The organism is Gilliamella sp. B2717, from assembly GCF_026536675.1.
In the GTDB taxonomy this organism is placed as follows: Bacteria; Pseudomonadota; Gammaproteobacteria; order Enterobacterales; family Orbaceae; genus Gilliamella; species Gilliamella apicola_I.
On sequence record NZ_JAFNNQ010000009.1, the window covers coordinates 51,182 to 78,126 of the forward strand.

The 26,945-nt window shown below is 35.5% G+C and carries 17 protein-coding genes and 1 riboswitch; of the genes, 10 read left to right on the plus strand and 7 right to left on the minus strand.

What is annotated here, in order from left to right:
* The first annotated feature begins 672 nt into the window (after nt 1-672).
* The 3 genes from ubiG to guaB all read left to right on the plus strand — a co-directional run bounded on the left by ubiG (nt 673) and on the right by guaB (nt 4,567).
* On the plus strand, nt 673-1,377 hold the full coding sequence (gene ubiG, locus J3U35_RS02335; protein WP_267352183.1) for a bifunctional 2-polyprenyl-6-hydroxyphenol methylase/3-demethylubiquinol 3-O-methyltransferase UbiG: 705 nt from the start codon (nt 673-675) through the stop codon (nt 1,375-1,377).
* Nucleotides 1,378-1,615: 238 nt separating this feature from the next.
* On the plus strand, nt 1,616-2,938 hold the full coding sequence (gene gntT / locus J3U35_RS02340; RefSeq protein WP_267359294.1) for a gluconate transporter: 1,323 nt from the start codon (nt 1,616-1,618) through the stop codon (nt 2,936-2,938).
* Nucleotides 2,939-3,100: 162 nt separating this feature from the next.
* Nucleotides 3,101-4,567 (plus strand): IMP dehydrogenase, encoded by a 1,467-nt coding sequence (gene guaB, locus J3U35_RS02345; protein WP_220215297.1) that lies wholly within the window; start codon nt 3,101-3,103, stop codon nt 4,565-4,567.
* A gap of 145 nt (nt 4,568-4,712) precedes the next feature.
* Here guaB and J3U35_RS02350 read toward each other — a convergent pair whose 3' ends face one another.
* A complete protein-coding gene (locus J3U35_RS02350; protein WP_267359296.1) occupies nt 4,713-5,729 on the minus strand; it encodes an amidohydrolase family protein in 1,017 nt (338 codons plus the stop codon).
* A 454-nt stretch (nt 5,730-6,183) separates the two neighbouring features.
* Here J3U35_RS02350 and J3U35_RS02355 point away from each other — a divergent pair, with 454 nt between their 5' ends.
* The gene (locus J3U35_RS02355) at nt 6,184-6,474 is read left to right on the plus strand and encodes a putative quinol monooxygenase (RefSeq protein WP_267352180.1); all 291 of its coding nucleotides are present in this window, start codon (nt 6,184-6,186) and stop codon (nt 6,472-6,474) included.
* Nucleotides 6,475-6,667: 193 nt separating this feature from the next.
* Here J3U35_RS02355 and argS read toward each other — a convergent pair whose 3' ends face one another.
* From argS to J3U35_RS02370, 3 genes are all read right to left on the minus strand, one after another.
* The gene (argS, locus tag J3U35_RS02360; RefSeq protein WP_267359298.1) at nt 6,668-8,401 is read right to left on the minus strand and encodes an arginine--tRNA ligase; all 1,734 of its coding nucleotides are present in this window, start codon (nt 8,399-8,401) and stop codon (nt 6,668-6,670) included.
* 206 nt (nt 8,402-8,607) lie between these two features.
* A complete protein-coding gene (locus J3U35_RS02365) occupies nt 8,608-13,602 on the minus strand; it encodes an AAA domain-containing protein (RefSeq protein WP_267359299.1) in 4,995 nt (1,664 codons plus the stop codon).
* Nucleotides 13,603-13,947: 345 nt separating this feature from the next.
* Nucleotides 13,948-14,565 carry a hypothetical protein gene (locus J3U35_RS02370; protein WP_267359300.1) on the minus strand — a complete coding sequence of 206 codons (618 nt, stop codon included), beginning with the start codon at nt 14,563-14,565 and terminating at the stop codon, nt 13,948-13,950.
* A 311-nt stretch (nt 14,566-14,876) separates the two neighbouring features.
* Nucleotides 14,877-14,979, plus strand: a riboswitch (TPP riboswitch).
* A 40-nt stretch (nt 14,980-15,019) separates the two neighbouring features.
* Between J3U35_RS02370 and thiB the strand changes: the two genes are divergently transcribed.
* The 5 genes from thiB (at nt 15,020) to dinB (ending at nt 21,317) form a co-directional block, all read left to right on the plus strand.
* Complete coding sequence (gene thiB / locus J3U35_RS02375; protein ID WP_267359302.1) at nt 15,020-16,012, plus strand: thiamine ABC transporter substrate binding subunit; 993 nt, start codon at nt 15,020-15,022, stop codon at nt 16,010-16,012.
* 14 nt (nt 16,013-16,026) lie between these two features.
* Nucleotides 16,027-17,604: a thiamine/thiamine pyrophosphate ABC transporter permease gene (gene thiP, locus J3U35_RS02380; protein ID WP_267359304.1), complete on the plus strand. Its 1,578-nt coding sequence runs from the start codon at nt 16,027-16,029 to the stop codon at nt 17,602-17,604.
* 22 nt (nt 17,605-17,626) lie between these two features.
* Nucleotides 17,627-18,286, plus strand: a complete 660-nt coding sequence (gene thiQ / locus J3U35_RS02385) for a thiamine ABC transporter ATP-binding protein (protein ID WP_267359305.1) — start codon at nt 17,627-17,629, stop codon at nt 18,284-18,286.
* Nucleotides 18,287-18,473: 187 nt separating this feature from the next.
* The gene (gene cptA / locus J3U35_RS02390) at nt 18,474-20,180 is read left to right on the plus strand and encodes a phosphoethanolamine transferase CptA (RefSeq protein ID WP_267359307.1); all 1,707 of its coding nucleotides are present in this window, start codon (nt 18,474-18,476) and stop codon (nt 20,178-20,180) included.
* Between the two features lie 81 nt (nt 20,181-20,261).
* Nucleotides 20,262-21,317 (plus strand): DNA polymerase IV, encoded by a 1,056-nt coding sequence (gene dinB, locus J3U35_RS02395; protein WP_267352172.1) that lies wholly within the window; start codon nt 20,262-20,264, stop codon nt 21,315-21,317.
* Nucleotides 21,318-21,408: 91 nt separating this feature from the next.
* On the opposite strand, the gene J3U35_RS02400 is transcribed toward dinB, so the two are convergent.
* Both J3U35_RS02400 and J3U35_RS02405 read right to left on the minus strand, forming a co-directional pair.
* A complete protein-coding gene (locus J3U35_RS02400; RefSeq protein ID WP_267359308.1) occupies nt 21,409-22,845 on the minus strand; it encodes a 6-phospho-beta-glucosidase in 1,437 nt (478 codons plus the stop codon).
* Nucleotides 22,846-22,859: 14 nt separating this feature from the next.
* Nucleotides 22,860-24,734, minus strand: coding sequence for a glucose PTS transporter subunit IIA (locus J3U35_RS02405; RefSeq protein WP_267359310.1), 1,875 nt, complete (start codon nt 24,732-24,734; stop codon nt 22,860-22,862).
* A 177-nt stretch (nt 24,735-24,911) separates the two neighbouring features.
* Between J3U35_RS02405 and J3U35_RS02410 the strand changes: the two genes are divergently transcribed.
* Complete coding sequence (locus tag J3U35_RS02410) at nt 24,912-25,616, plus strand: GntR family transcriptional regulator (RefSeq protein ID WP_267359312.1); 705 nt, start codon at nt 24,912-24,914, stop codon at nt 25,614-25,616.
* A gap of 192 nt (nt 25,617-25,808) precedes the next feature.
* Here the strand turns inward: J3U35_RS02410 and J3U35_RS02415 are convergent, their stop codons facing one another.
* The gene (locus tag J3U35_RS02415; RefSeq protein ID WP_267359314.1) at nt 25,809-26,915 is read right to left on the minus strand and encodes an SIMPL domain-containing protein; all 1,107 of its coding nucleotides are present in this window, start codon (nt 26,913-26,915) and stop codon (nt 25,809-25,811) included.
* Between the last annotated feature and the right edge of the window lie 30 nt (nt 26,916-26,945).

Here is a 26,945-nt window from a genome sequence, read left to right on the forward strand (position 1 = left end):
AAATAGTTTAATTTGCGTTTAGTAAAATTATGTCTTAATTAAAACTTTAAATCATGCCATGAAATCAAACTATTCACAAGAAATCATTACAGTCATTGACAATATTGTTTAAAAATTTAACTAGAATTGGCGTCAATCATTGAAATGGATCAAATGATTCGATTATTATTAGATCCAACCGATGAGTTTCAATATACCGATAAGGTTAAAAAGTAACCAGGAAGGTAATATCATAATCCAAATACTGATACCAAAAAAGAAGGCTAAAATGAAGTTATAAACGCCTACTATAAAATATATTATATTTGTTTGGAGATCTTGATAACTGTATCCAAAAGCACCATCGGTTATCATTAAAATAAACATTGGAATCAGTGCAAAAATAAACATGATAAAACTGCCTATAATTGGTATATCCATTATTTTTATTAAACTAGGTCGAGTTGTTCTTAGCGCGATTATCATAATTTGTCTTCCTTATATTATATTTATACCGTTTTTATGAATTAAATTAATTGTCTATTTTTTATTGGTAAAAAGTATATCATTTGAACGCTTAAACTAAGTGGATTTTTTTGTTAATAAAAAGCGGGCAGTGTAAGCTATTTTATTGATAATTGATTGGAGTTAGCATATAGTAAAACCCATTTTTTACACTTTAAAAACGCCAGCATGTCACAAAATATCGATATTAACGAAATAAATAAATTCTCACAATTAGCCGCACAATGGTGGGATCCAAATGGTCAATGTAAACCTTTACATATCATTAATCCATTACGTGTTGATTATATATTGCAGCAATGCGAATCTCTTACTGGCAAAAAGGTGTTAGATGTCGGGTGTGGTGGTGGCATCTTATCAGAAAGCCTTGCTAAACTTGGTGCGCAAGTGACCGCTATCGATCTGGCGGATGAGTCTTTAAACGTTGCTAAAATGCATGCAGAGCAAAATGGTCTTTCTATCGATTACGAAAAACAAACCGTTGAAGCGCATGCAGAAGAACGATCAGAATATTATGATGTGATTACTTGTATGGAGTTATTAGAGCATGTCCCCGATCCATTCTCCATCATTAATGCTTGTGCTAAGTTGCTAAAACCCAGTGGCAAACTATTCTTATCGACAATCAATCGAAATACCAAAGCAAAGTTATTACTTATTTATGGTGCTGAATACATTGCTCGGCTTGTACCAAAAGGAACACATGATTTTAATCGCTTTATTCGACCTTCAGAATTAATGGACTTAGTTGAGCAATCTAAATTAGCGGTTAAAGGCATTATTGGTATGGAATATCATCTTTTAAAAAATCAATTCAAATTAGGTCACAATGTGGATGTAAATTATATTTTAATGGCGCAAAAAGAAGTTTAAATTTAAAAGTGTGATCTTATTCTCATTTCTAATAAATAGTGTAAATTTTCCTCTAACATTCCCACATATATCGATACTATGTGGGTAAATACTTATTGTTAATTTATTCGTACTTACCCATAAAAGCGATGTGTTCAAATCTTAATTGATTTGCAATTTACTAATTATGTTTAAAGTATTTAAGTCTAGCTGTGTCAATTTAACCAGATTGGATGTTGTTGATTAAGAGGAGTTGATTATGCCATTAATCATTATTGCTTTTGGTGTCTTGATGTTATTGATTCTCATGTTACCTTTACGAGTTAATGGTTTTATCGCATTAATTTTGGTGGCACTTAGTGTCGGTGTTCTGGAAGGGATGCCCGTTATGGAGGTCATCAAATCAATTAAAAATGGTGTCGGTGGCACGCTTGGCAGCTTAGCATTAATTATGGGATTTGGCGCAATGTTAGGCAAATTACTCGCCGATTGTGGAGGTGCACAGCGGATAGCAACAACGCTCATTGCCACTTTCGGCGATAAAAAGATTCAATGGGCAGTGACGCTTACGGGATTTATTGTTGGATTTGCTCTGTTTTATGAGGTTGGTTTCGTTTTATTGTTACCCTTAATTTTAACTATAGCTGCAACCTTAGGTATCTCTCCGCTATATATTGGTATTCCCATGGCGGCGGCTTTGTCGGTTACACATGGTTTTTTACCGCCGCACCCTGGACCAACAGCGATTGCACAAATATTTAAAGCCGATATGGGAAAAACCTTACTTTATGGCACAATTATAGGTATTCCAACCGTCATACTAGCTGGGCCTATTTTAACTAAATTACCTTTTATTCGTTTGATTAATCATCCTGTTGAAGAAGGCTTATATAATACTAAAACATTTACTGAACAGCAGATGCCTAGTTTTCGTGTCAGTCTTATTACCGCATTGATTCCAGTTATATTAATGTCAATCCGAGCCATAAGTGAAATGACGTTAAATAATGGGCATTGGTTGCTACCCTATGTTGAATTTTTTGGGGATCCAGTCATTGCAACGCTGGTATCAGTATTAATAGCCATATTCACTTTTGGTTTATTACGTGGCCGTAGCATGTCAGACATCAATACTAGCTTAGTTGATTCAATTAAAATTATTGCAATGATGCTATTGATTATTGGGGGTGGTGGGGCATTTAAACAAGTTCTTGTCGATAGTGGCGTGAAAGTTTATATCGAACAGATAATGCATGGATCGACTATTTCCCCCATTGTTATGGCGTGGTTAATTGCAGCCTTATTAAGATTAGCCTTAGGGTCGGCAACGGTTGCAGCACTAACGGCAGGTGGGATTGTTTTCCCATTAATTGCTTCAACGGGTGTTAGCCCAGAATTAATGGTTATTGCAACGGGTGCGGGTAGTGTCGTTTTTTCGCATGTAAATGATCCGGGCTTTTGGTTATTTAAAGAATATTTTAATCTGAGCATTACCGAAACATTGAAATCATGGTCTTTACTCGAAACAGTGATATCTGTCAGTGGATTAATCGGCTGTTTGATCATTAATCTTTTTTTATAAGGTTAGTTTGTATGAGATATAATTATTTTTGATGAAATAATAAGAAGGATAACTGTTCAAACTATTTCAAGAATCAAAATACCGCTGGTCTTTTATCGCAAAAGTCAGTAGAATACATCGGCAATATTTTATCAACAATTCAACTCAATGGTGAATATTGTCATGTCTCGTATAGTTAAAGAAGCACTTACATTTGATGATGTGTTATTAGTTCCTGCCCACTCCACGGTATTACCCAACACTGCGGTTATTTCTACTCAGCTAACCCAAACAATTAAACTCAATATTCCGATGCTGTCAGCTGCAATGGATACGGTGACTGAATCCGATTTAGCCATCGCCCTAGCTCAAGAAGGCGGAATTGGTTTTATTCATAAAAATATGTCAATCGAAGCTCAGGCTAACCATGTAAAAAGGGTGAAAAAGCATGAAAGTGGTATCGTCCAAGATCCCGTGACCGTTTTACCTACTGCCACGATTCGAGATGTTATCGAACTTGCTAAAGAGTATGGTTTTGCCGGTTTTCCTGTGGTTACTCAATCTCAAGAGTTAGTGGGGATTATTACCGCTCGAGATGTTCGTTTTGCGACTGATTTATCGTTACCGGTAACGGCAGTCATGACACCAAAAGAACGACTTGTTACGGTAAAAGAGGGCGAACAACGTGAAATTGTGCTGAAAAAAATGCATGAACACCGTGTTGAAAAAGTGTTAGTTGTTGATTCCAAATTTCATCTTAAAGGAATGATAACGGTTAAGGACTACAATAAAGCAGAACAAAAACCACATGCTTGCAAAGATGAAAAAGGGCGTTTGCGCGTAGGGGCAGCGGTGGGCGCTGGTGCAGGCAATGAAGAACGGATTGCGGCATTGGTTGAAGCAGGGGTCGATGTTTTATTGATTGACTCATCTCATGGACATTCAGAAGGTGTATTAGAGCGTATTCGTCAGACAAGGCAGGCGTATCCGGAATTACAAATTATTGGGGGGAATATTGCTACAGCGGAAGGCGCAAAAGCATTAATTGATGCAGGGGTTAATGCCGTTAAAGTCGGTATTGGGCCGGGCTCTATCTGTACTACACGTATTGTGACTGGAGTCGGTGTGCCACAAATTAGTGCCATTATGGATGCAGTTGAAATGGCACAACGACATAATATCCCTGTTATTGCTGATGGTGGTATTCGTTTTTCGGGTGACATTGCTAAAGCAATTGCCGCAGGTGCATCATGTGTTATGGTTGGCTCAATGTTTGCTGGAACAGAAGAAGCCCCTGGTGAAATCGAATTATATCAAGGTCGAGCTTATAAATCTTATCGAGGTATGGGATCACTTGGTGCAATGGCGAAAGGTTCATCTGATCGTTATTTCCAATCTGATAATGCTGCTGATAAATTAGTTCCTGAAGGTATTGAAGGGCGTATTGCCTATAAAGGCCCATTAAAAGAAATCATTCACCAACAAATGGGAGGATTACGTTCTTGTATGGGATTAACTGGCTGTGCCACTATCGATGAGCTAAGAACGCAATCTAAATTTTATCGAATAACCGGCGCTGGCATGAAAGAAAGCCATGTTCACGATGTGCTAATAACCAAAGAGCCACCAAATTATCGAGCTGGATCTTAATTTTTTATCAGTATAAAAGCATCGTGAATCATTGACGCTGTTCAATGGTAGTAAAAATCCCAACAATTTCAGTATTGTTGGGTTTTTTAATTTCTAAAAGGGGGGAGTCTGCTTTAACAACCTGATTTATAACGTTTTGCGTTAATTACTCAAGTCCCAGCACTTTACGTCCATTCCGAGTGGCGACGTTAACCACATTATCTAAATCGGTATATCGACATCCGGTTACAAGCAGTTTTAGCTCTTCCCACATATTACCCGTTGAAAAGGGGAGCATATAATCACTGACATTATCGGTACCAATCGCAACAGGAATTCCAGCGGCGGCTAATTCATCAACAGGGGTTAAGGAGTTACGGGTTGGGCCTTGTTCCTCACGCCTTGGACTGTCAATCCACGCAAACGGACAGGCAATCACCATCATTTGGGCTTCTTTCATTTTTTGGTATAATTTTTGACGATATTCTAAGCTATGGGCAGTAATTGAAATACTATGAATTGCCACTACACGACCATGCATTGCATGTTCTAAGGTTTTATCTGTTAATTGCTCTGTTTCTATCTCATCGGATGAATTAAATTGATCAACATGAACATGCACCATTTTGCCTAAAGATTTGCCCGTTTGCATTAATACATCCAGATGTTTAAGTCCCATACCTTCACCATGATCACGTTCATCACGGCGAGGTAAGCCACCAATAATATCGACAAGATCGGCACCTTTATCAAACCAATAGCGAGCCTCTTTATCAATCACGCCTTTTAAGGTCTGATTCACCAGTTTAATGGTGATATCGTTTTTATAGGTTTCTCGTGCTCGTAATGCGCCTTTGATTGCACGTTCTTCAGCGATAGGGTCTATATCCACAAATGAGCCCATGGCACTAACACCTTGTTCAATCATTCGTTCAACAGCCATACTAAAATGATGATAATAGTCTTCTTCGGTCATGGCGGCTTTGACTTTGTCTAACGTATCCCATTTTTCAATCAATGTCTGTTTTTGGTACACATCAAAACTGTCAACGGTAATTGTAAAAGCACGATCAGCGTGCATATGTGCATTAACCCAACCGCCATTTTGCTTGATTTTGTTCATTAAAAATGCTTTTAAACTTTGATCTCGACTGGTTAATAACATCTTTTTGTTGTCTGTCATAATATGCCTCTACAAATAAATTACCTAAAGTTGGTTTAAAAATTCAAAAATAACAGCTAAAAAAAATCCTCCATAAAGGAGGATTAAAAATAGAACCAACAATGTTTAAAATCTGGATTGTTGATTCACATGGCTTCATAGTTTAAAGACTCTAGCAGGTTATTTAGTAGCAGAAATTCTAAACCTATCTTGATTAATATCAAGCGTTATAACAGTGAAAATATGCAAATAAATGATATAGTTAAAGTATTATTTTTTAGATTTTCTTGTCATCATTTGATGGTCATTAACAATTTTGGTTTTATTTTGGGTAACATGATTAGGATAACGGATTAATTTTTATCAATAAGCGATTGTCAAAAAAATGAGATTTTCCATAATGCTTTTTTATTGATGTTAAAACAACCTATGTTAGTATAAAGTTGATAAAGTTTGCCTAAGATAAGAGGTTATTATGAGCCAGTTAAATATTGTTGCTACGCTAAAAATCAAGTCAGAAAATCATGCCGCTTTTCAAACGCTTTTTAAAAAACTTGTTGAAGCAAGCCGTAAAGAAGCGGGATGTATTCGTTATGAACTTAATCAAAGCATCGATGATCCCGATGTTTATGTCGTCATTGAAACATGGGCTTCGAAACAAGCAATTGATTTGCACAATCATACACCACATTTTATTGAATTCGCCGCATTTGCTAAAGAGCATTGCGAAAAACTCGAAATTTGTATTGTGAAACCTGTGTTATAAAATTAAACCGAACAAGCGATTAACCAAATTGTGTGAGAAAGAAAATTGGTCATGAAATATTATATTAATAACGCGGATGCGATAAAGTTTGGAGCAGTTTAATCAGGTCAATCGGTTGCCAAAACTTTTGTTGACAACCGATTTAATAAAGTGATGAATGGCGTTATAACATCAGGCATCTATTTTGTTGAAATTACATTTTTTCAACGGTTTTTATGCCTAACATATCTAATCCTACTTTCAGTGTTTTAGCTGTCAAAGAAGCCAGTTTTAAGCGACTTAATTTTAGGTTTTCATTTTCAGCTGTTAAAATAGGGCAGTTTTCGTAAAAACTTGAAAAAAGCGTTGCAATGTCATAAAGATAAGCACAAAGCACGTGAGGCGTTCCTTCATTTGCTAACACTGAAATAGTTTCATCAAATTGAATTAGTCGAGTGGCTAATGCGCGTTCTTTTTCTGTTTCTAAAATAATACTTCCCGATAAGTCATCTTCTGAAATATTGGATTTTCTAAATACCGATAACACACGAGTATAAGCATATTGTAAGTAGGGTGCCGTATTACCTTCAAAAGAAAGCATATTGTCCCAATCAAAAACATAATCAGTGGTACGATTTTTAGAAAGATCAGCGTATTTAACCGCACCAATTGCAACGGCATCGACGACTTGTGCTAACTCTTGTTCAGTGAGTTCTGGATTTTTACTTTGAATTAAGATTTTTGCCCGTTCGGTCGCTTCATCTAAAAGATCATTTAATTTGACCGTATCACCTGATCGTGTTTTAAACGGTTTACCGTCTTTTCCTAACATCATACCAAACATATGGTGTTCGAGTTTTAAAGAATCAGGCACATATTTGGCTTTATGTACAATTGTCCAAACTTGTTCTAAATGCTGATGCTGACGTGAGTCGGTATAATAAAGTATGCGATCGGCATGTAGTGTTTCATAACGATATTTGGCACAGGCGATATCGGTTGTTGCATAAAGGTAACCGCCGTCGCGTTTTTGAATAATCACGCCCATTGGTTCGCCTTCTTTATTTTTGTATTCATCTAAAAATACAACGATTGCCCCTTCGCTTTCTACCGCTAATTTTTTATGTTTTAAATCTGCCACAATGCCGGGTAACATTTTGTTATAAATGCTTTCGCCCATGGTGTCTTCAACGGAAAGTGTGACATTTAAACGTTTGTAAGTCGCAATATTTTGCGTCATGGTAATATCGACCAATTTTCGCCACATTTCACGACAATATTCATCACCACCTTGCAGTTTTACAACATAATTACGTGCTTTTTCAGCAAAAACTTCGTCTTCATCGTAATGTTTTTTGGCTGCTCGATAAAACGATTCCAGATCGGATAGTTGCATATCATTTGCATGTTCATTTTGCATTTTTTCCAGATAAGCAATGAGCATCCCAAATTGTGTTCCCCAGTCACCGACATGGTTAGCACGGATAACATTATGACCAAGAAAAGTTAAAACTCGTACAGTGGCATCCCCGATGATTGTTGAACGTAAATGACCAACATGCATCTCTTTGGCAACATTCGGTGCTGAGTAGTCTACAACAATCGTTTGTGCTTTTGCAGGTAAGGTAATATTCAGTTTATCACTACTCAATGCAACTTCATTTTGTTGAGCAATCCAACTATTTTTTAAAAAGATGTTAATAAAACCGGGGCCAGCAATTTCGACTTTTTCGGCAATGTCATCAATATCTAGATGTTGTAAAACCTTTTCCGCCAACGCTCTTGGTGGCATACCTAGCTTTTTGGCGGTTGCCATGATGCCATTAGCTTGATAATCACCAAATTGTACTTTAGCTGATTGTTTAATTAAGGCATCACAGTTATTATCCGCACCGGCCATTATCATTGCTTGCGAAACACGTTGAGTTAGTAATTGTTGAATATTCACACTAAACCTAATCAATTATCATAAATGCCCAATATAATACCGATAAAGTAAACACTTGTCACGGCTCAGATGATGTCGTTTACTTTAGTTTAACAGGGTTTTGATTTCCTGTTAGGGGATTTTTCAATCAAAAGCATGATTGACAAAAATGACCGATGTTAATCGATCAATTTGGTGATAAACAGAGTCAAAATTTGATTGACATTCTAGTCGTTGAGTGTGTGCTTGATCTTTGTTCCCAATATATTTTCAATATAATGTTGTAGTCGTTGCTTTTCATGTTCATTATTTTCATACCAGTTACGTGAAGATAAGCGAAATATATGCGGAATGGTTCTAGATAATACCGATTGTCGCCAAATGTTTCTGTATCGTGCATTGGATAATAACGGATGAATTGGCGCATCGCACTCAATGCCAATACAATAAAGTTTAGTGCTCGGATCTTCAATAGTAAAATCTAATGTAAATACGCCACTGCCTGAGTGGCGGCTATAGGATAAATTGAGCGAACGAATAAAAGTTTCTACATCGTCAAGCAGTCCGTCATCGTGTTGTGTTGGTATTGGCAAATCAGATTGCTTATGTGCCTGTTCGATCAGGTTAAGTAATGATTCAGCAAAAGTAAAATTACCTTCAGATAATGCTTTAGAATAAGCTAAATAGTATTGTAGGTAATCACGAGGGGAGGTTGGAGCACGTTTATTGGCTAGCGCATCAGAAACATCTTCAATAGGCATTGAGGAGATCAAAATGACTTTTTGGCGAGCTCGGGTGATTGCTACATTTAAGCGCCTTTCGCCACCTTGTTGTCCTAGTATGCCAAAATTTCGCCTGAAAATACCTTGTTTATTACGACCAAATGTCGTTGAAAAGATGATAACATCACGTTCATCGCCCTGCACATTTTCAACATTTTTGATAAAAATTGATACATCTTCACCCTGATCGAATCGTTGATTTTCTTGTTCAAAAATGTCTGAAAATTTTTTATCTAAATTGGCTTTTTCATAAAAACATTTTTCAATCAGATCTGCCTGCTTTTTGTTAAAGGTTACAACGCCTATGGATGGACGATGAGTCGCATCTTTTTTCCAAATGTTATCGACCATTTCAACAACTTTTATTGCTTCACTAAAATTGCGTTGATCTTCATATAGACCATTTACCCAAATATATTCAAGTGGTTTGATTTGCTTAATGATATTAGCTGAATGTCTGACAGGTACGTTTAGTTGGTTATGGTAAAAAGCGGTATTGGAATAGTTAATCAGCTCACGATAAGCGGAACGGTAATGAATTTGTAAATAAGTTGTTGGCAACACAGTGCGAGAAAGTTGTAATAAATCCGGACAATCCATAATTACTTTTAAATTCCAACGATTGAGTAGAGGATTTTCGTTAACTTCTTCTGATAGTGCTTGAATAGTATCATCATCAGCCTCTTCGTCTATGTCAGCGTCTGTTTGTACACCAAAAAATGTAGTGGGTGGCATCTGTTTATCATCACCACTGACTATGGCAATTTTGCCCCGATAAAGAGTAGGTATAGCGTATTCAATGGGCATTTGTGAGGCTTCGTCATAGATGACCAAATCAAATAATCCCGCTTTTAATGGCAATAAGCGACTTGCGGTGTCGGGATTCATTAACCAAATTGGTCTTAAGAACATTAATCCAAGCGGTATACCTTGCTCGATGAATTCACGTAATCGTTTGGCGCGTTGACCTGTTAGCCTTGTTATTCCTTCCCACCTTTTGGGATCAGCTATCTGATTACATTTTATATTATTAAGTAGTAACTGTTTATTCAGTTGATGCAGCTGTTCATCTTTAGATTTTAGCTGTTCAATGGTTTGATTGATAACTTGCTGATCAATCTGTAATATCGGGTTTTCTTGTTCGATGTACAATTTCCAAATCGTTTTAGCTTCATAATCCAATAGTTGTCTGAATTGATATTGTTGATTTTCTGGGCTTAATAAGGCTAGTTCGGATTCAAAAGGTCTTAGTTTTGCCAATACTTCAAGTGCAGTTTCAGATAATTGAATCGCTTCTTTACGAAATGATTGATACGCTTTTAATGAAGGTAAAACATGGTAAATAGCGTCAATAGTTGAAGGTGTTGGTTGATTTTTAACAATCGCCTGTAAACAGTTTTGATATAGGTTTTCATTTAAAAATTGATTGAGCAAGGATAAATGTTGTTCTGAATCTTGACGATATTGATAACGAACAAAGGCCGCTTCGTATTCATTAATTAAATCTTGAAAAGCGTCGCTACTTTTCAATAATGATTGCTCCACATACTGACTATAAGGTGCTTGGTGAATTTTATCAGCCCATGATTTGACTTCTTCAAGTTCCGATAATGTTTCCTCGATCAAGTATTGAGTGGTATCAAGATTAAGCGTTAAATTGTGTTGAGGTAATTGCAAATCAACAAAGATACTCAGTAACGTTTTGCGAATTGGCCGATATTCAGACTCTAATAATAGCGACTCATAAAGCATTGGAATGCGGTTAATGTTTGCTTCCTCACCGTGCATAGCTAAAAAGTTAAAAAGTCCTTTTTTTGCTAAATAGCGTTGCAAACTCAGGCATTTGTACCAAGCATTAGGGGTAATGAGTTTTCTTGCTTTACTCAGTAAATCTTCTAGTATCTTTGGCTCTAAATAACAAAATTTTTGAGACAGGTGGCACCAAGCCTCTGAGTTTAAATAAGATAGCTGATTTTGCAAAAATTTTAACCCATTGATGAGTCTATCACCTTCTAAATTACCTGTTTGGATATTTTGAATTTTGAACAAGGGTAACCATTTTAATAGTCGCTCCCGAAGATTTTCCGTGATATTTAAAAAAGCTTCACTCTCTTTTTTAAGCCACTGTTGATGAGGGAGGGGATCATCAACATCAAATTGGATAGGTTGGTTATCAAGATTTGCTGTTCTAACGTGTTCAACTTGAATAAATTGAGTCAGTGATTGATTAAATAAATTTATCGTAATTGGATCATTTGAAAATTCTGTTAATTCTGATAATGGACTATGTTCAAATTTTGCCGGTAACCACAGTGAAAGTAAGGGTGAACACTGATCTTTAATCATTGATAGTTGTTTGACATCAAGATTCTGAAATACTTTGCCTAATTCCGGTACGGTTAATTTGGGTGGATTGTTGGCAATCTTGATTAAATCAGCGATTAACTCCCGATAACTTAAACCAAAGTGGGTCTGTTGAGTATATAATGCCTCATCATATTGATCGAGCTGTGCTTCCAGTTTTGTTACTGTTTTTGCCAGTTTGATACGCGCTTTAATGTAGTCATCTGAAGGCAGGTTTTTGTCCAGCAAATCAAGCTGTTGACGAATACTATTGATCAATTTGGATCGATCAGCATTAATATCGTTAATCATTATACTGCGCGTATCAAGGCCTTCGGCAGTTAAACGCTTATGAACAACTTCAAGGGCCGCTTTTTTTTGACAAACAATCAGTACCGTTTTATGGCGTCCAATTGCGTCGCCAACCATATTAACAATGGTTTGACTTTTTCCGGTTCCTGGTGGGCCTTCAATTAACAAACCGGGGGCTAACCGTGCTTGTAAAACAGCGTTTTCTTGGCTTGGGTCACTGGCAACCGAAAAAAAACAATTTTGTACGTCTGGTTTTTCAATTTGCTCATCGATTTGAGAATGGGATTTCAGTTTTAGTGCGGTTTCAAGTGCTGTGTTGTCGTAGTCGAGTTTTTTTAATTGACTAAGTTCTTCACCAATTGATTGTCCTATAAAGTTGGCATCAAATAACACAGCGGAACAAGCAAAATAGATTTTACCTTTTTCTGGTTCAAACGATGTTGGTAAATCATCGATTTGACTCGACAAAATTTGTCCTAACGACTTTAATTCATTCATAACCTCAAGGCTATTTAACGTTGAACGTAATAATAAGTCATCAAAAACATGTTTCCATTGATTAAAAAGTGTTTTGCCCAAAATCCCTTTAAGTGCGGGATTGATTCTTATTTCTTCTCGTTGACGATCAAAGGCGAGTGTAAGTCGTTTCATTGATGCTATATCGTCATTCATTTTTATGGGCCAAAGTAATAATGGTGCTATTCTGGGTAACCGATTGCCACTGGTTTCTTGATAAACTAAAAAAGGAAAGCCCATATAAAGACTGTCAATGCCCGTATCCCGTTGATAAATAGTGGTTGTCCGAAATAAGTTACGTAATTTAATTTCAAGAAGTTCATTCGATTCGAATACGGCTTTAATATCGATTTGTTGCTGACGAGGTTGCCGAGCAAGAATATGATCAAGTAGTTTATTTGACGGTAAAGATGCGGTTCCTAATAAGTTAAGATCAATACGTGGTGTAAAACGACCTAGGTTCATCCTAACTAACGGGCCTTGCAAAATACTCATTGATACTTTTTTATGAAAGAAATCGATAATTCGAGATGAGTATTTTTTTAATGGCGGTTTAATCCAATGTTCATTAGGAATGCTCAATAAAACCAAGAGCCGACAAAATGGTATACGTTTTTCAAAACGATACTGCTGTGTCCACTGATCGAGCTCTTCATGACCCAGTTCGGCAAATCCTTCTATTCGCTCATCCAATAGTTGATATAGTCTTAATCTAGGTTGCTTAAAATAATTTGCTAACTCTTCATCGCTTAAAATATCAATATCATAATCATTGGCTAATTGTTTACATTCATTGATGACGTTATTTGCCGTTTTAAATTGATCTTCTTGTGCACTGAGTAAAATGATTAGATCATCTTCACTAATATTGTTACGTTCCATTAATGATAATAATCCAAGATTTTTGGCATCAGGAAAGAAAGATGAGCGTTTAGTCCACATTGCCATTAATTGGTTTTTAGAACAGGCTAATTGAAGTGTTTTTAGTCGGTTTTCATCCAATTTGATTTGTAAATTTGATGCACGTAAGCGAACATTATTGGCTCGTATAGATAATTGCCATAACCCTAGTTTAGATTTATGCTCTTTAATAGGCATAGTTTCACTAATTAATTGAAATTTTTTTAATGGTTTTGTATCAATAGAATTTTTGAGTGAAACGGATAATAGGTCATAATGATATGTTTTATCATCGATCATTTGGTTACTTAGCATTTCATTATCGAATCGTTCAGTTTGGCAATGACCACAGTGACGCTCTAACTCCATTTTGTATTCCTTATATTCAACTCAATGTTGATGTTATTTTTATCATTTTTATTTATATTGAATTGTAGAATGACAATGATTATTTATAAAGATTAATTTTAATACAGTCGATAGAAAACACGCATTTTAGCCCGATTTGGGTTAGCAAATGGCATCTATTATTTTGTTAAATATACAATTCAAAAAAAGCCCGAAAACTCTTATTGGTTTTTAATTTATCTATATTAAATCAATATCAATCTATTTTAAATTCATTATGACCTCTTAAGTAAACCGGCTTTGTGCGATGATCTTTTAAAAAACGAGCTACTCTAGTTATTCATCATTTATATTTTTACGGATTGCTTAACTGGATGCTGTCACAGGAATATGACGAATCTTAGGGTTATTAATGAGTAACCAATCGGGTAAATTACTTTCTTTTTCAACTAGCCAAATAATGGTATTTATAAATAACCGATCGTTTGAACCTTTAGGTTTTGGGTATTCAAGTTGTGAAAGTGCTAAAGAACGCGCAAAAAGTTGATGCTCACTAAAACTCATATTATGACGATTTTTAGACAAATGTGATTCATAATCAATTATCAACGCAACAGGCTGTTGATCATAGCTGACTAGTTGATCTAACGTGTTACTTAAATGATTTATTTTTGCGGAATCTTTTTTGGGAACAGCATTTAATCTTAGGCGTTTAAACAACGTATCGCTTTTAATTGCGGGTAAGTCTGGTGTTTGAATTTCTTCGAATCCAACAGCTGAATTCCACAATAAGACGTGATTAAATTTTGCATTTTTTAATATTCGATAAATCGACAAGACTAATGTTTCGGAAATGATGGTTTCAGTATCAATTTTCGATTGTTGTCGATCATGAATGTTTCCGGATAAAACGAATTGAGGTTTTGAATTTAGATAGCGATTTAAATCACGCATCCAGCGAGGGCTCTTGAAAGATTGAGACATAATTAATCCTTTAATAAAAATCAAATAACTGACGTTTTTATTATATACAAAGCAATTGAGTAACATCTACTATTTTTTTAATTAATAACTTATTTTTATTTGGATTTCTTGAATACTCAATCCGTTAAACAGTGATTAAACTTAGGTAATAATCATAATAAGAGACAATTAAAATCGCTTTAAAATTATCTAATTTTTGAGCATTAATTCGTTACCTTTTTACCTTAACAGTGATTAAACTTGCTTGTTATTATTCATGCTATCGCAATTACAACTGTTTACAATTAATGAGGTAAACACTAAACTATTTATCGTTCTCAACGGGGTGCCCAAATGGCTGAGAATGTTGGTTAACATAACCCGTCGAACCTGAACTGGATCATGCCAGCGGAGGGATTTGAGTTATTGTGTCTGCTCAAACCTTTTGTCTTTTATTTACTATTTTGGAGGCAAAATGTTTCGTAAGAATCTTCTTTTGTTTTTTGTTTTTTCAGCTTTTTTCTTGATTGATACCGCCAATGCTAAGCCAACTTTAACCGTTTATAGTTACAATTCTTTTATGTCTGAGTGGGGCCCAGGTGAGGCCATTAAGCAAGGTTTTGAAGCGGAGTGTGATTGTCAGTTGGATATCATTTCGTTAGGGGATGGTGTATCTATTTTAAATCGGATCCGGCTCGAAGGGAAAAAGACTAATGCTGATGTTATTTTGGGATTAGACAATAACATCATACAACAAGCTAAGTTAGCTAATATTGTTATTCCTCATCAAATCATTAAACCTGATAATCTTAACACTGATTGGTGGGATAATGATTTTCTTCCTTATGATTATGGTTATTTTGCTTTTATTTATAACAAAGATAAAATCAAAAATCCTCCCCATAGTATGCAACAACTTGTTGATAATAAAGCCAATTGGCGAATTATTTATCAAGACCCAAGAACCAGTACGCCAGGACTAGGTCTACTGTTTTGGATCAAAAATATCTATGGCGATGATGCTGCCAATGTATGGAAAAAGATCGCTAAAAATACGGTAACCGTCACCAAAGGCTGGAGTGAATCTTATGGTATGTTTTTGAAAGGCGAAGCTGATTTTGTTTTAAGCTACAGTACATCGCCGATTGCTCATATTATGAAAAATGATCCTCGCTATGAGGCAGCCATTTTTGATGAAGGACATTACCGTCAGGTTGAAGTAGCAGGTATAATCAAATACAGTCAGCAACCTGAGTTAGCACGTCAGTTTTTACAGTATTTACTCAGACCTGAAATACAACGTCAGATTGCTGAAAAGAATGTGATGTACCCGATCATTCAAACGACATTACCTGAGGCTTATCAGAAAATAAAGCCTGTCACTAAGGCGTTAGAATTTGGATCTGAGCAAGTTGAAAAAGGACAAAAAGCTTGGATTCGTGAGTGGCAATCAGCGATCAGTAAGTAATAATAGACATTAACATGTTGAATTTTAGAACGTTAATACCGGGTATTCTTGCCGCCAGTAGCATAATGGTTGTACTGGGTAGTGCATTATTATCCATTGGTTATTACGCAATAACTTCAGGTGAGATAAACAGTTATATTGACAGCTATTTATTACATATTTTGTGGATAACTGTTTATCAAGCCACACTATCAACATGTCTTTCTATTTTCTTTGCTATATTAATGGCAAAAGCTTTATCCATGGTTGAGTTTTGGGGTAAAGGTTTATTGTTGCGAATAATGCCGGTGACGTTTATTTTACCTGCACTGGTTGTTGTGACAGGGCTTTTATCCGTTTATGGGCAGCAGGGATTACTGTCAATCTTTGTTGGATATATCGGCTTGCCATTTTCATGGTCAATTTATGGATTACAAGGAATTTTATTAGCACACGTATTTTTGAATTTTCCTTATGCTTGTTGTCTATTTTACCGAACGCTGATGAGTGTGCCTGTTGAACAGAAACAGCTAGCCGCTCAATTGAATTTTTCTGGTTACACTTTTTTTCGATTGGTTGAATGGCCACATCTTCGTCGGCAAATATTGCCTATGGCTTCGCTGATTTTTATGCTCTGTTTTTCAAGTTTTGCGATTGTATTGGCTTTAGGCGGTGGCCCCAAATATACCACCATTGAAGTAGCAATTTATCAATCCATTCGTGATTTTGATTTTATTCAAGCGGTTTTGCTTTCCTTATTGCAATTGCTTTGTTGTGTAGGTTTTATGGGAATAATGCAAAAGTTTAATAATAATAAACAAGTCACAATGCGCTTTATAAAGCAAAACTACCGTTTTCCTGTTTCTGGCTTGACTGCCTTGCTAAGTTCAATCGTGATTATTATGGGGGGATTATTTATTTTACTTCCTTTGATAAATATCGTGATTGATGGTGTTTATTTTTTCCGTTTGTCACTGTTTACGCCAACCTTTCAACATGCAACACTGTTTTCACTTTTCATTGCATTGGGGTCAGCCATCGTAACCCTGTTAATGGCACTATTTATTCTTTGGACAAATAGTCGATTGCTCATTTATCAAAAGGTAACGTGGAGTAATCGATTAATGTTAGCCAGTTCGTTAATTTTAGCGATTCCCAGCATGATTTTAGCGTCAGGACTGTTTATATTATTTTATCAGTATGCAGGTAATACTTGGTTTATCTGCATTTTATTAATATTGTGTAATGCTTTAATGGCATTACCTTTTGTCATTAAAAGTCTGGCTACCCCCATGTTCGATGTCACTAAGCGTTATTGGCTATTAAGCCAATCCCTTTGCATTGACGGGGTTAACCATTTTTATTTGATTGAATATAAAGCGTTAAACAAATTAATGTTAAAAAGTTTTGTTTTTTCGGCTATCTTATCTTTAGGGGATTTTGGCATTATCGCACTATTTGGTGGGCAGTCAGTCATCACATTGCCTTATTACCTCTATGAGCAGCTATCACATTATCATTATCAAGATGGTAGTGTCACAGCGGCAATATTATTAATTATCTCTTTTAGTTTATTGGTTTTGGTGGATGATGATCACACTCAATCATATTAATTATCATTATGATAATTTTAAAATGTTTTTTAATTTTGGTATTGCCGCAAAAGAACGGGTCGTCATTGTTGGGCCAAGTGGTGCGGGTAAAAGTTCATTATTGAGTTTAATCGCCGGTTTTATTTCACCTGATTCAGGAAAAATAATACTCGATGATCAAGATATGACGAATGTCACTCCCGGAAAACGCCCGGTATCTATGTTGTTTCAACATAATAATTTGTTTGACCATTTAACGGTTCAAGATAATATCGCTTTAGGATTAAAACCTTCTTTAAAGCTGAATATTTCACAAATGCAAATTATTGATGATATTTTAGCGAAAGTTGGATTAACAGGATTTAATCAACGTTACCCTGAACAATTATCGGGTGGTCAACGTCAACGGGTTGCTTTAGCGCGGTGTCTAATTCAACATCGTCCGATTTTACTTTTAGATGAGCCTTTTTCAGCGCTGGATCAATCATTACGTTTTGAAATGCTTGAATTAGTTAACCAAATCTGTGAAGAATTTGAATTAACATTAATGATGGTGTCCCATTATCTGGATGAATCATTGTATTATTTTTCACGATGTTTAGTTGTCGATGAAGGGCAGATTATTTTTAATCATTCACCCAAAAAGTTAACCTGTTCAGAACATCAACATGTTGCTCAGCTATTAGGCTTGAAGTCGATTTAATCCGCTAAAATTAATCTTTAGCTAAGCAGTATATTCATTGAAAATATGTTTCATATTGCTTTCATAGCATTAATGATTACCGTTGGCTTTTGTTAGTTTCAATATCGAATGTGAGTGCTTAAGGTTTTATTAATCTACCCAATGTATCTTATAAAAACTTATTCATCATGATTCGTTATTGATATTTATGCAAAATTTGAAAGAAGATCAGAAATTTAGTTTTTCCTCGTTATTTTTGATTATATTATTTTTTACCTATTTTTCATCCGCTTTGCAACTCTATATTTCTCTGTCGGGACACTCTAATTTTATTGGGTTAAGAGATTCTATTATTTATAGCTTAATTTGGCTCATACCGGTGTTATTTTTTCCGAATCATACTCGTAAAATTGCAGCCATTTATGGGATTATAGTTGGCGGATTGTCTTTAATTTCGTTAGCGTATTTTGTGATTTATCGGCAGGAGTTTTCACAAAGTGTTTTTTTTATAATGGCTGAATCAAATTTCAATGAATCTAATGAATATATTCAGCAATACTTGAGTTTTAAATTGATTGCCGTATTAGTCGTCTATATTTTAGTGGCGCTATTTCTTTGGAAACAAGTCAAACCGGTTTATGTCCAAAATAAAACTAAGTGGATGGTTTCACTATTGATTGCTATTTATGCTTTGATGCCACTAGTAATCAGTGTAATGGTAAAAAAAACCTCCTTAGAGAAAGCGGGAGCACATTTATTAAGCCGTATGGAAACGACAGTACCTTGGCAATTAATGAGCAGCTATATTGCATACCGTTCACAACTTTCTAATATGGAAAATATTTTGAATAATTTGCAATCTTTGCCTTCATTAGAAAATTTAACAGATAGTAATGGGGAGACACCAAGAACATTAGTCTTAATCATTGGGGAATCGACTACCCGTACAAGAATGGGGATTTACGGTTATAACCGAAATACCACCCCGATGATTGAACAATTTAAAAAAGAAAATCCAAATTTATTGGTTTTCAACGATGTTGTCTCATCCAGACCATATACGATCGAAATTTTAGAACAAGCCCTGACTTTCGCCGATGAGCGGCATCCTGATTTATACTTAACACAACCTTCACTCATTCATCTTATGAAACAAGCAGGGTATAAAACATTTTGGATTACCAATCAACAAACAATGACTAAACGAAATACGATGTTAACCATGTTTTCTAAGCAAACAGATAAACAATATTATATGAATAACGATCGTAACCAAAGTGCCAGACAATATGATGATGCTGTGATTCAGCCTTTTAAAGAGGTGTTAACCGATCCCGCTAAAAAGAAATTTATCGTTATTCATTTACTTGGTACGCATATGAAATATGAATTTCGTTATCCAAAAAGTAGTGAATATAATGTTTTTCAAGATAAGACAGGCATTCCATTCAATATAGACGATGATAACGCCAAAGTCTACAACAGCTATGATAATGCAATTAGCTATAATGATTATGTAATAACGACATTGTTTAATACATTTAAACAGAGCCATGATAACGGTTTTATGTTGTATTTTTCCGATCATGGTGAAGAGGTTTATCAAACACCACCGTATGATGTCTTAGGACGAAACGAAAAAGCACCAACCAAACCGATGTATACCATTCCCTTTATACTTTGGCAATCACCAAGTTGGTTGAAAACACATCCTAATGATTATCAAGCTTACGTTGATCGCAAATTTAGCTCACAAGATTTAATTCATACTTGGTCTGATTTGGCAGGCTTACGTTACAATTTATATCAGCCTGAAAAAAGTTTAGTTAATCCTAACTTTAAACCATCAATACGTTGGATTGGCGATCCCTATGATAAAAAAGGTTTAGTGGATTTTGATAAATTGGTTAAGTAATTGATATCCTGATTGCACAAGCATTTAAGGTATGGTATTGTATATTTATACAGTTATATTTTAGATGCTATCATTCAGATTATGCGAAAAATCATTCATGTTGACATGGATTGTTTTTATGCGGCAGTTGAGATGCGGGACAACCCTCGATACCGTAATATCCCCATTGCTGTTGGGGGTGACCCACGAAAAAGAGGTGTTGTTGCAACAGCCAATTATCTTGCTCGACAATTTGGTATTCATAGTGCTATGTCAATGGCACAAGCGGTAAAACTGTGTCCAAATCTTAAAGTTATTCCGGGTAGACATGCTGTTTATAAAGAAGTTTCAAACCAGATTCATCAAATTTTTCAGCGTTATACCCAAGCAATCGAGGCCTTATCACTTGATGAAGCTTATTTAGATGTGACTGATTGTCAACTTTGCCATGGTTCGGCAACATTAATTGCCAAAGACATTCGCCAAGCTATATTTAATGAACTGGGTTTAACTGCGTCAGCTGGTGTTGCGCCACTTAAATTTTTAGCTAAAATTGCTTCAGACATGAACAAGCCTAACGGTCAATATGTGATTACACCTGACGAAGTTGATTCGTTCATACAGCAACTCCCTCTTAAAAAGATTCCGGGTGTGGGGAAAGTCACTGAAAAAAAACTGGCTGAACTAGGGTTATTTACTTGTCGAGATGTGGTGAAGTATGATTTAACCAAATTACTTAATCAATTTGGTAAGTTTGGTCGAGTGCTTTATGAAAGATGTCAAGGCATTGATGAACGCGAAGTTTGTAATGACCGGCAACGTAAATCAGTGGGTGTTGAACGTACTTTGGTTGATGATATTCATACTTGGGATGACTGTTTACTGCAACTCGATCCACTTTATGATGAGTTAGAAAAACGATTAAGTAAAGTCAGAACAGATTTATCGATTGCCCGACAAGGGGTAAAATTTAAATTTGATGATTTTCAACTCACGACACAAGAACATGTCTGGGCAAAGTTGGATAAACAAGATTTGATTGAACAAGCGTACAAAGTTTGGCAAGAACGACGAAATGATAGGGGGGTTAGGTTAATTGGCTTTCATGTTACCCTTATTGATCCACAATTAGACAAACAGTTAATCTTCCCTTTTTAGCTATTTAAAGCACTAAGGTGTTAAGCTGAATTTATGGGGATGATTGAAATATCACAAAATCCCCATAAATGAGTTTGGCTTAACTAAGTCGTTATTTTAAGTTTTCACCGTTGGTCTGAATGACTTGTTTATACCAATCAAAGGAATCCTTCTTATACCGTTTCATGCTACCATTACCTTCGTTATCACGATCAACATAGATCACACCATAACGTTTTTTCATTTCGCCAGTAGTAAAGGATACAACATCTATAATTCCCCATGCGGTGTACCCAATAACATCGACCCCGTCATAGTCCATTGCTGTTAACATTGCTTTGATATGTGCACCGAGATATTCAATTCGAGGTTGGTCATGTATTTGATGACTATTTTCGAGTTGATCAATTGCCCCGAAACCATTTTCTACAATAAATAACGGCAATTGATAGCGATCATATAAACGGTTTAATGTATAGCGTAAGCCTTCAGGGTCAATTGGCCATCCCCAGTCACTGCTTTTAATATAAGGATTTTCAACCGCATTTGGTAAAGCACCATTGACGATATTGTCACGGTTATCATTTTTGACATCGGCTTTAACGACAGTAGACATGTAATAACTAAACCCAATGTAATCAACTGTGCCTTGTTTCAAACATGCTAAATCTTCTTGCGTAATATCAAGTTTATAACCTTCACGCTCAAACTCTTTTAATGCATAAGCAGGGTAATAACCTCGGACATGAACATCAGGGAAGAAGAATCGTTGATGCATTGCAATTTCTGAAGCCATCATATCTTCAGGATTACATGAGTATGGATAGATTGGTACATGAGAAATCATACAGCCAATTTGAAAATCTGGGTTGATTTTTTTACCCGCGATCACGGCTTTAGCACTGGCTAAGAGTTCGTAATGAGCAACTTGGTAAAGGATTTCTTGCGGATTTTCGCCTGCTTTGACTTGTACACCAGAATTAGTCCAAAAGAAAATAGGATTACTCGTATCCATTTGATTGTTAATTTCGTTAAATGTCATCCAGTATTTAACTTTGTTTTTATAACGCTCAAAGCAGGTGATCGCAAATCGTTCAAAAAACTCAACCGTTTTACGATTACGGAATCCCCCATATTCACGAGCAATATGCAAAGGAATTTCAAAATGGGATAGGGTAATGACCGGTTCAATTCCGTTGGCAATTAATTCATCAAATACCGCGTCGTAAAACTGTAATCCCTCTTCATTAGGTTGCAGTTCATCGCCTTTAGGGAAAATTCTTGTCCAAGCAATCGAAGTACGAAGACATTTAAGTCCTAGATCCGCAAATAGTTTAATATCCTCTTTATAATGGTGATAAAAATCAATTGCGGTATGGTTTGGGTAAAATTTTCCTGCTTCAATATCTTGCGTAATTTGTCTTGGCACACCGTGTGCACCTGCTGTCATAACATCGACGACACTTGGGCCTTTACCGCCCTCATTCCAACCGCCTTCAAATTGGTGGGCAGCTAATGCACCACCCCATAAAAAATTTTTTTGCTTCATATCTGTGTTCCTTGTTATTGCTTAATGTCAAATACGATATCTTGAGTTGTAACGTCTGTTTTATCGGTTAAAGTGATTTGCTGATACTGCGTACTATTAACAATAATAATTGGGGTGATTAATGGATAACCCGCTTTTATAATTGCGTCTGGATCAAAACTGATAAGCAAATCACCTTTTTTAACTTGTTGATTTAATGATACATGATAATTAAATTCGTTATTTGTTAAATTAACTGTATCGATACCACAATGGATTAATAGTTCTACACCATTATTTAAGGTCAAACCAATTGCATGCTTTGAACGCTCAAATACTGCAGTAATTTGCGCATCATCAGGGGCATAAACGTGATTATCCGTTGGCTCAATTGCGATACCTTCTCCCATTAACTTTTGCGCGAAGGCAGGATCAGGGACTTCACTCAGTGGCAGCGCTTTCCCTGTCATTGGGCTGGTAATTTGAATCTCATCAAGTAAAACATTTGGCGTATCATCTTCGATTGAATCGTTTGAGGATAATTTTGTTTCACCCGTCCCTAAAATTTGTATCAATAATACAGGTCCAAACAGGGCAATTGCTGAACCAAGTAATACGCCAATAAATGATCCTGGGTGTTCAGGGTTAATCGCATTAACTATAGTTAACGGACCCGGCAAAGCGGCATAGGTATAGTAATAAGGTGTAAAAAATCCAGCAACAATTCCGCCTATTGCTGCACATGCACAGCCATAAATGAAAGGTTTTTTGAAACGTAAGTTCACACCATATATAGCCGGTTCAGTAATACCAAAAATACCGGTAACAAATGCGGATAAAGAGACCCCTTTCATATCTTTATTTTTGGTTTTGATATAGAATCCTAACGCCGCGCCCACTTGACCAATAACAGCAATTGTTTGGAAAGCTTGGAATGAATCTTGACCGTATTGATTAATATTTTCAATGATAACGGGGGTGATTCCCCAATGAACACCGAAAATAACAAATATTTGCCAAACTGCACCGATTAATCCACCTGCCACAGATGGTGCAAGATTAACAATCCAGTTATACCCATTAGCAATATAATGTGCAGCATTTGCAGTCAGCGGACCGATTGCAAGCAAAGTAAGCGGAACCATAATGACTAAGCAAATAAGAGGCATCAGGAGTGGTTTGATGATGCTATGTAAACGTGGCTCTAAAAATCGTTCTAAATAAGATAACAACCAAACTAAGAATAAAGGGGGTAAAACCGTAGATGTATAAGTAGTTTCAGACAATGCCAAACCAAATAAATTAACTTCTTGTCCTGATTTAATGAGCGCCGCTAATTCAGCCCAGGTTGGTGATAACAAGGCTGCACAACACGCCACGGCGATATAAATATTACAGCGAAAATGTTGTGATGCTGTAATCGCAATAAAAATAGGTAAAAAGGCGAAGGGTGCCCACGAAATGAAATTGAATACTTGGTAAGTGCCTGTCGTTCCGAAATCAGGAAAGGCTAATTTAATTAAGATTAGAATCCCTTGTAATATTCCCGATGCGGCTAAAACATAAACGAAAGGCGCAAAAACGGCTGACATAGTTGCAATGATAAGATTTAATATATTTTTATTTTCGGAACTTGCAACTTTATTATCTGTTTTAATTAATTGTATAAAAGCATTGTAGACCTTATCGACATTTGTGCCAATCACCACCTGAATTTGTCCACCTTTTTCAACAACGGTTATGACGCCAGGGAATTTAGCAATATTTTCTTTAGCATTTTCGGGTGTTTTTTGGGTTACCAAACGTAAACGTGTTGCACAACGAGCGACTGTGACAATATTATCTTCACCACCCAGCTCATTCAAAATATCAACAGCCAACTTATTATAGTCTCGAATCTTTGATGACATTGTTTAAAGTTCCTTATAAAAAATACAGTTAGCTTATCTTATCGACAAATTGAAAATTGTTAATTACCAATTTTATTGTTTGTGATCTAGATCTAATTTTAAATTTGTTTGCTTTAATATTAAAATAACCTGTATAAAATGGGATATGCCTATCTAAAAAACAGAGAAGGGAAATAAATGTTAAAATATCAGGATGTTGCAGAAAAAATTAAACGAACAATTTATCAACAAAAATTGCCAAAAGATACCCAATTACCCAATATTGAAGGGTTAATTAACCAATATCAAGTCAGTCGGACAACCATTATTAAAGCCTTGAATCAACTTGAACGCCATGGCGTAATCTATCAAATACAAGGTAGTGGTATTTTTGTCAGACAGCCTAAAAAAAGTGGATATCTCAATTTTCTAGAGAGTCACGGCTTTAGTGTAGATTTAAACGATCTTCCTGGTGCATCGCAAGTATTTAACGTAGATGTTATTGAACCAGACAAAAAAGTAAAAGAAAATCTAAGATGTAGTGATGATGAACACGTTTATTACATCAAGCGTTTGCGATATGTGGACGGCGAAATATATGGATTTGAACAATCTTATTATCGCAAAAAACTGGTTTCATATTTGAATAAAGAAATTGCTGAGCATTCAATATTTAGTTATGTGAAAGATATCTGTAAAATTAGCATTGGTTTTTCAGATAAGTATTTCAAAGCGATAAAATTAGACGCTGAAATAGCGGAATACTTAGGCTTACAAGCAGGCGATCCGGCGTTATGTGTTGAAGAGATATTTTATACATCGGCAGGAGAACCATTCGATTTTTCAACAATTATCTACCATTACGACAATGCTAAATTTTATGTGCAGAGCCATTCTAAATGAATCGAAGTTTTAAGAGAGTAGCTTGAAAAAATGGATGATTGATGTAGTAAACTATTTGTACAATAAATACTTTAAATTATAAATAAAATGGTAAGTATATTCGGGTTTAAACGCTCTCCGACTATTTACCATTTAGTTAAAAAGCTAACTAAGGAGAGCGTGCTCAATTAATAATAGGTTTATCTTAAAAGTTTATTGTATAGGTTTAAGTGTTTCAAAAGTACCTGATAAAATTAGATTTATTTTATGCTCTGTTGGAGCATAAATATTAACATCTGCCCTCATATTTCCATCAGCATACAATCTTTTCGCATAACGTTGAGATGGATTGTATTCGGAATGCAAATCAAATTCTCCACCGCTTATATCAAGTTGTATTGGTGCACCTAACAGATATTGTTTCGCCAGTAGTCTTTCAACTTTATTTTTAAGTTTAGCTAATAATATTGCTTCATGCTCTTCAACTGCTTTTTGAACGGCTTCTTTCGAAACGGTGTAATAAGTATCATCATTGACAACCATTTTTAATTCTTGAGCTTTAGCAATAATTTTACCAATAAGGTCAAGCTTAGTTGTTTTGACCATAAGATTATGCTGAACATAATATTGTTTTACAGTAATTCTTTCCGGTGATATTTTATCCGTATCTGAATTGGTTATGGTGAAATCAGTTAATTGAAGTTTTTTTAATTCATCGGTAATGGTTGAATATTTTTTATAAAGATTATCTTTGGCGTTATTTAAAGTTTGGGCTGTTTCGCGAATATTGAAAGCATAGAGATTTTTAACTTTATCGCTTTTTACTTGATGAATATCATTGATATTATATTTATCTAATATTTTATTGAGATCAACAAAGCTATCGTTATTATCAATCTTTATAACAATATTCATATTTGCTTGATATTTTGAATTTTCTTGACTATTTTCTTGATTTATCTCTCTCACATTGTTTTGATAACCAATTGTCTCTAAATTGTCTTCAGTTAAGCCCAACTTCAATAATTCATCTTTAAATTGTTTCATTATATTTACATTGAGATCTGAGGCATCGTTAGGTGTTGCGGCATCAGTTAGTAAAGTTACAGAAAATTGTACTGTGTCAGGTTTTAATACGACAGTTTCAGAAATTTTGGCTTCAACTTTTCCCACAGGTATTAAATTTTTGCCATATTTTAATTCTTGTAATTGAAGATAAGTATTATTGACATTCAATTCTTGATTAACTGAGTTAGCAGCATAACTATTAAAGGCGATACCAATATTGAGTAACATGGCAAATAAAATTGTTTTTTTCATCTTATTATCCTACAGTTAAGGTTTATTTGT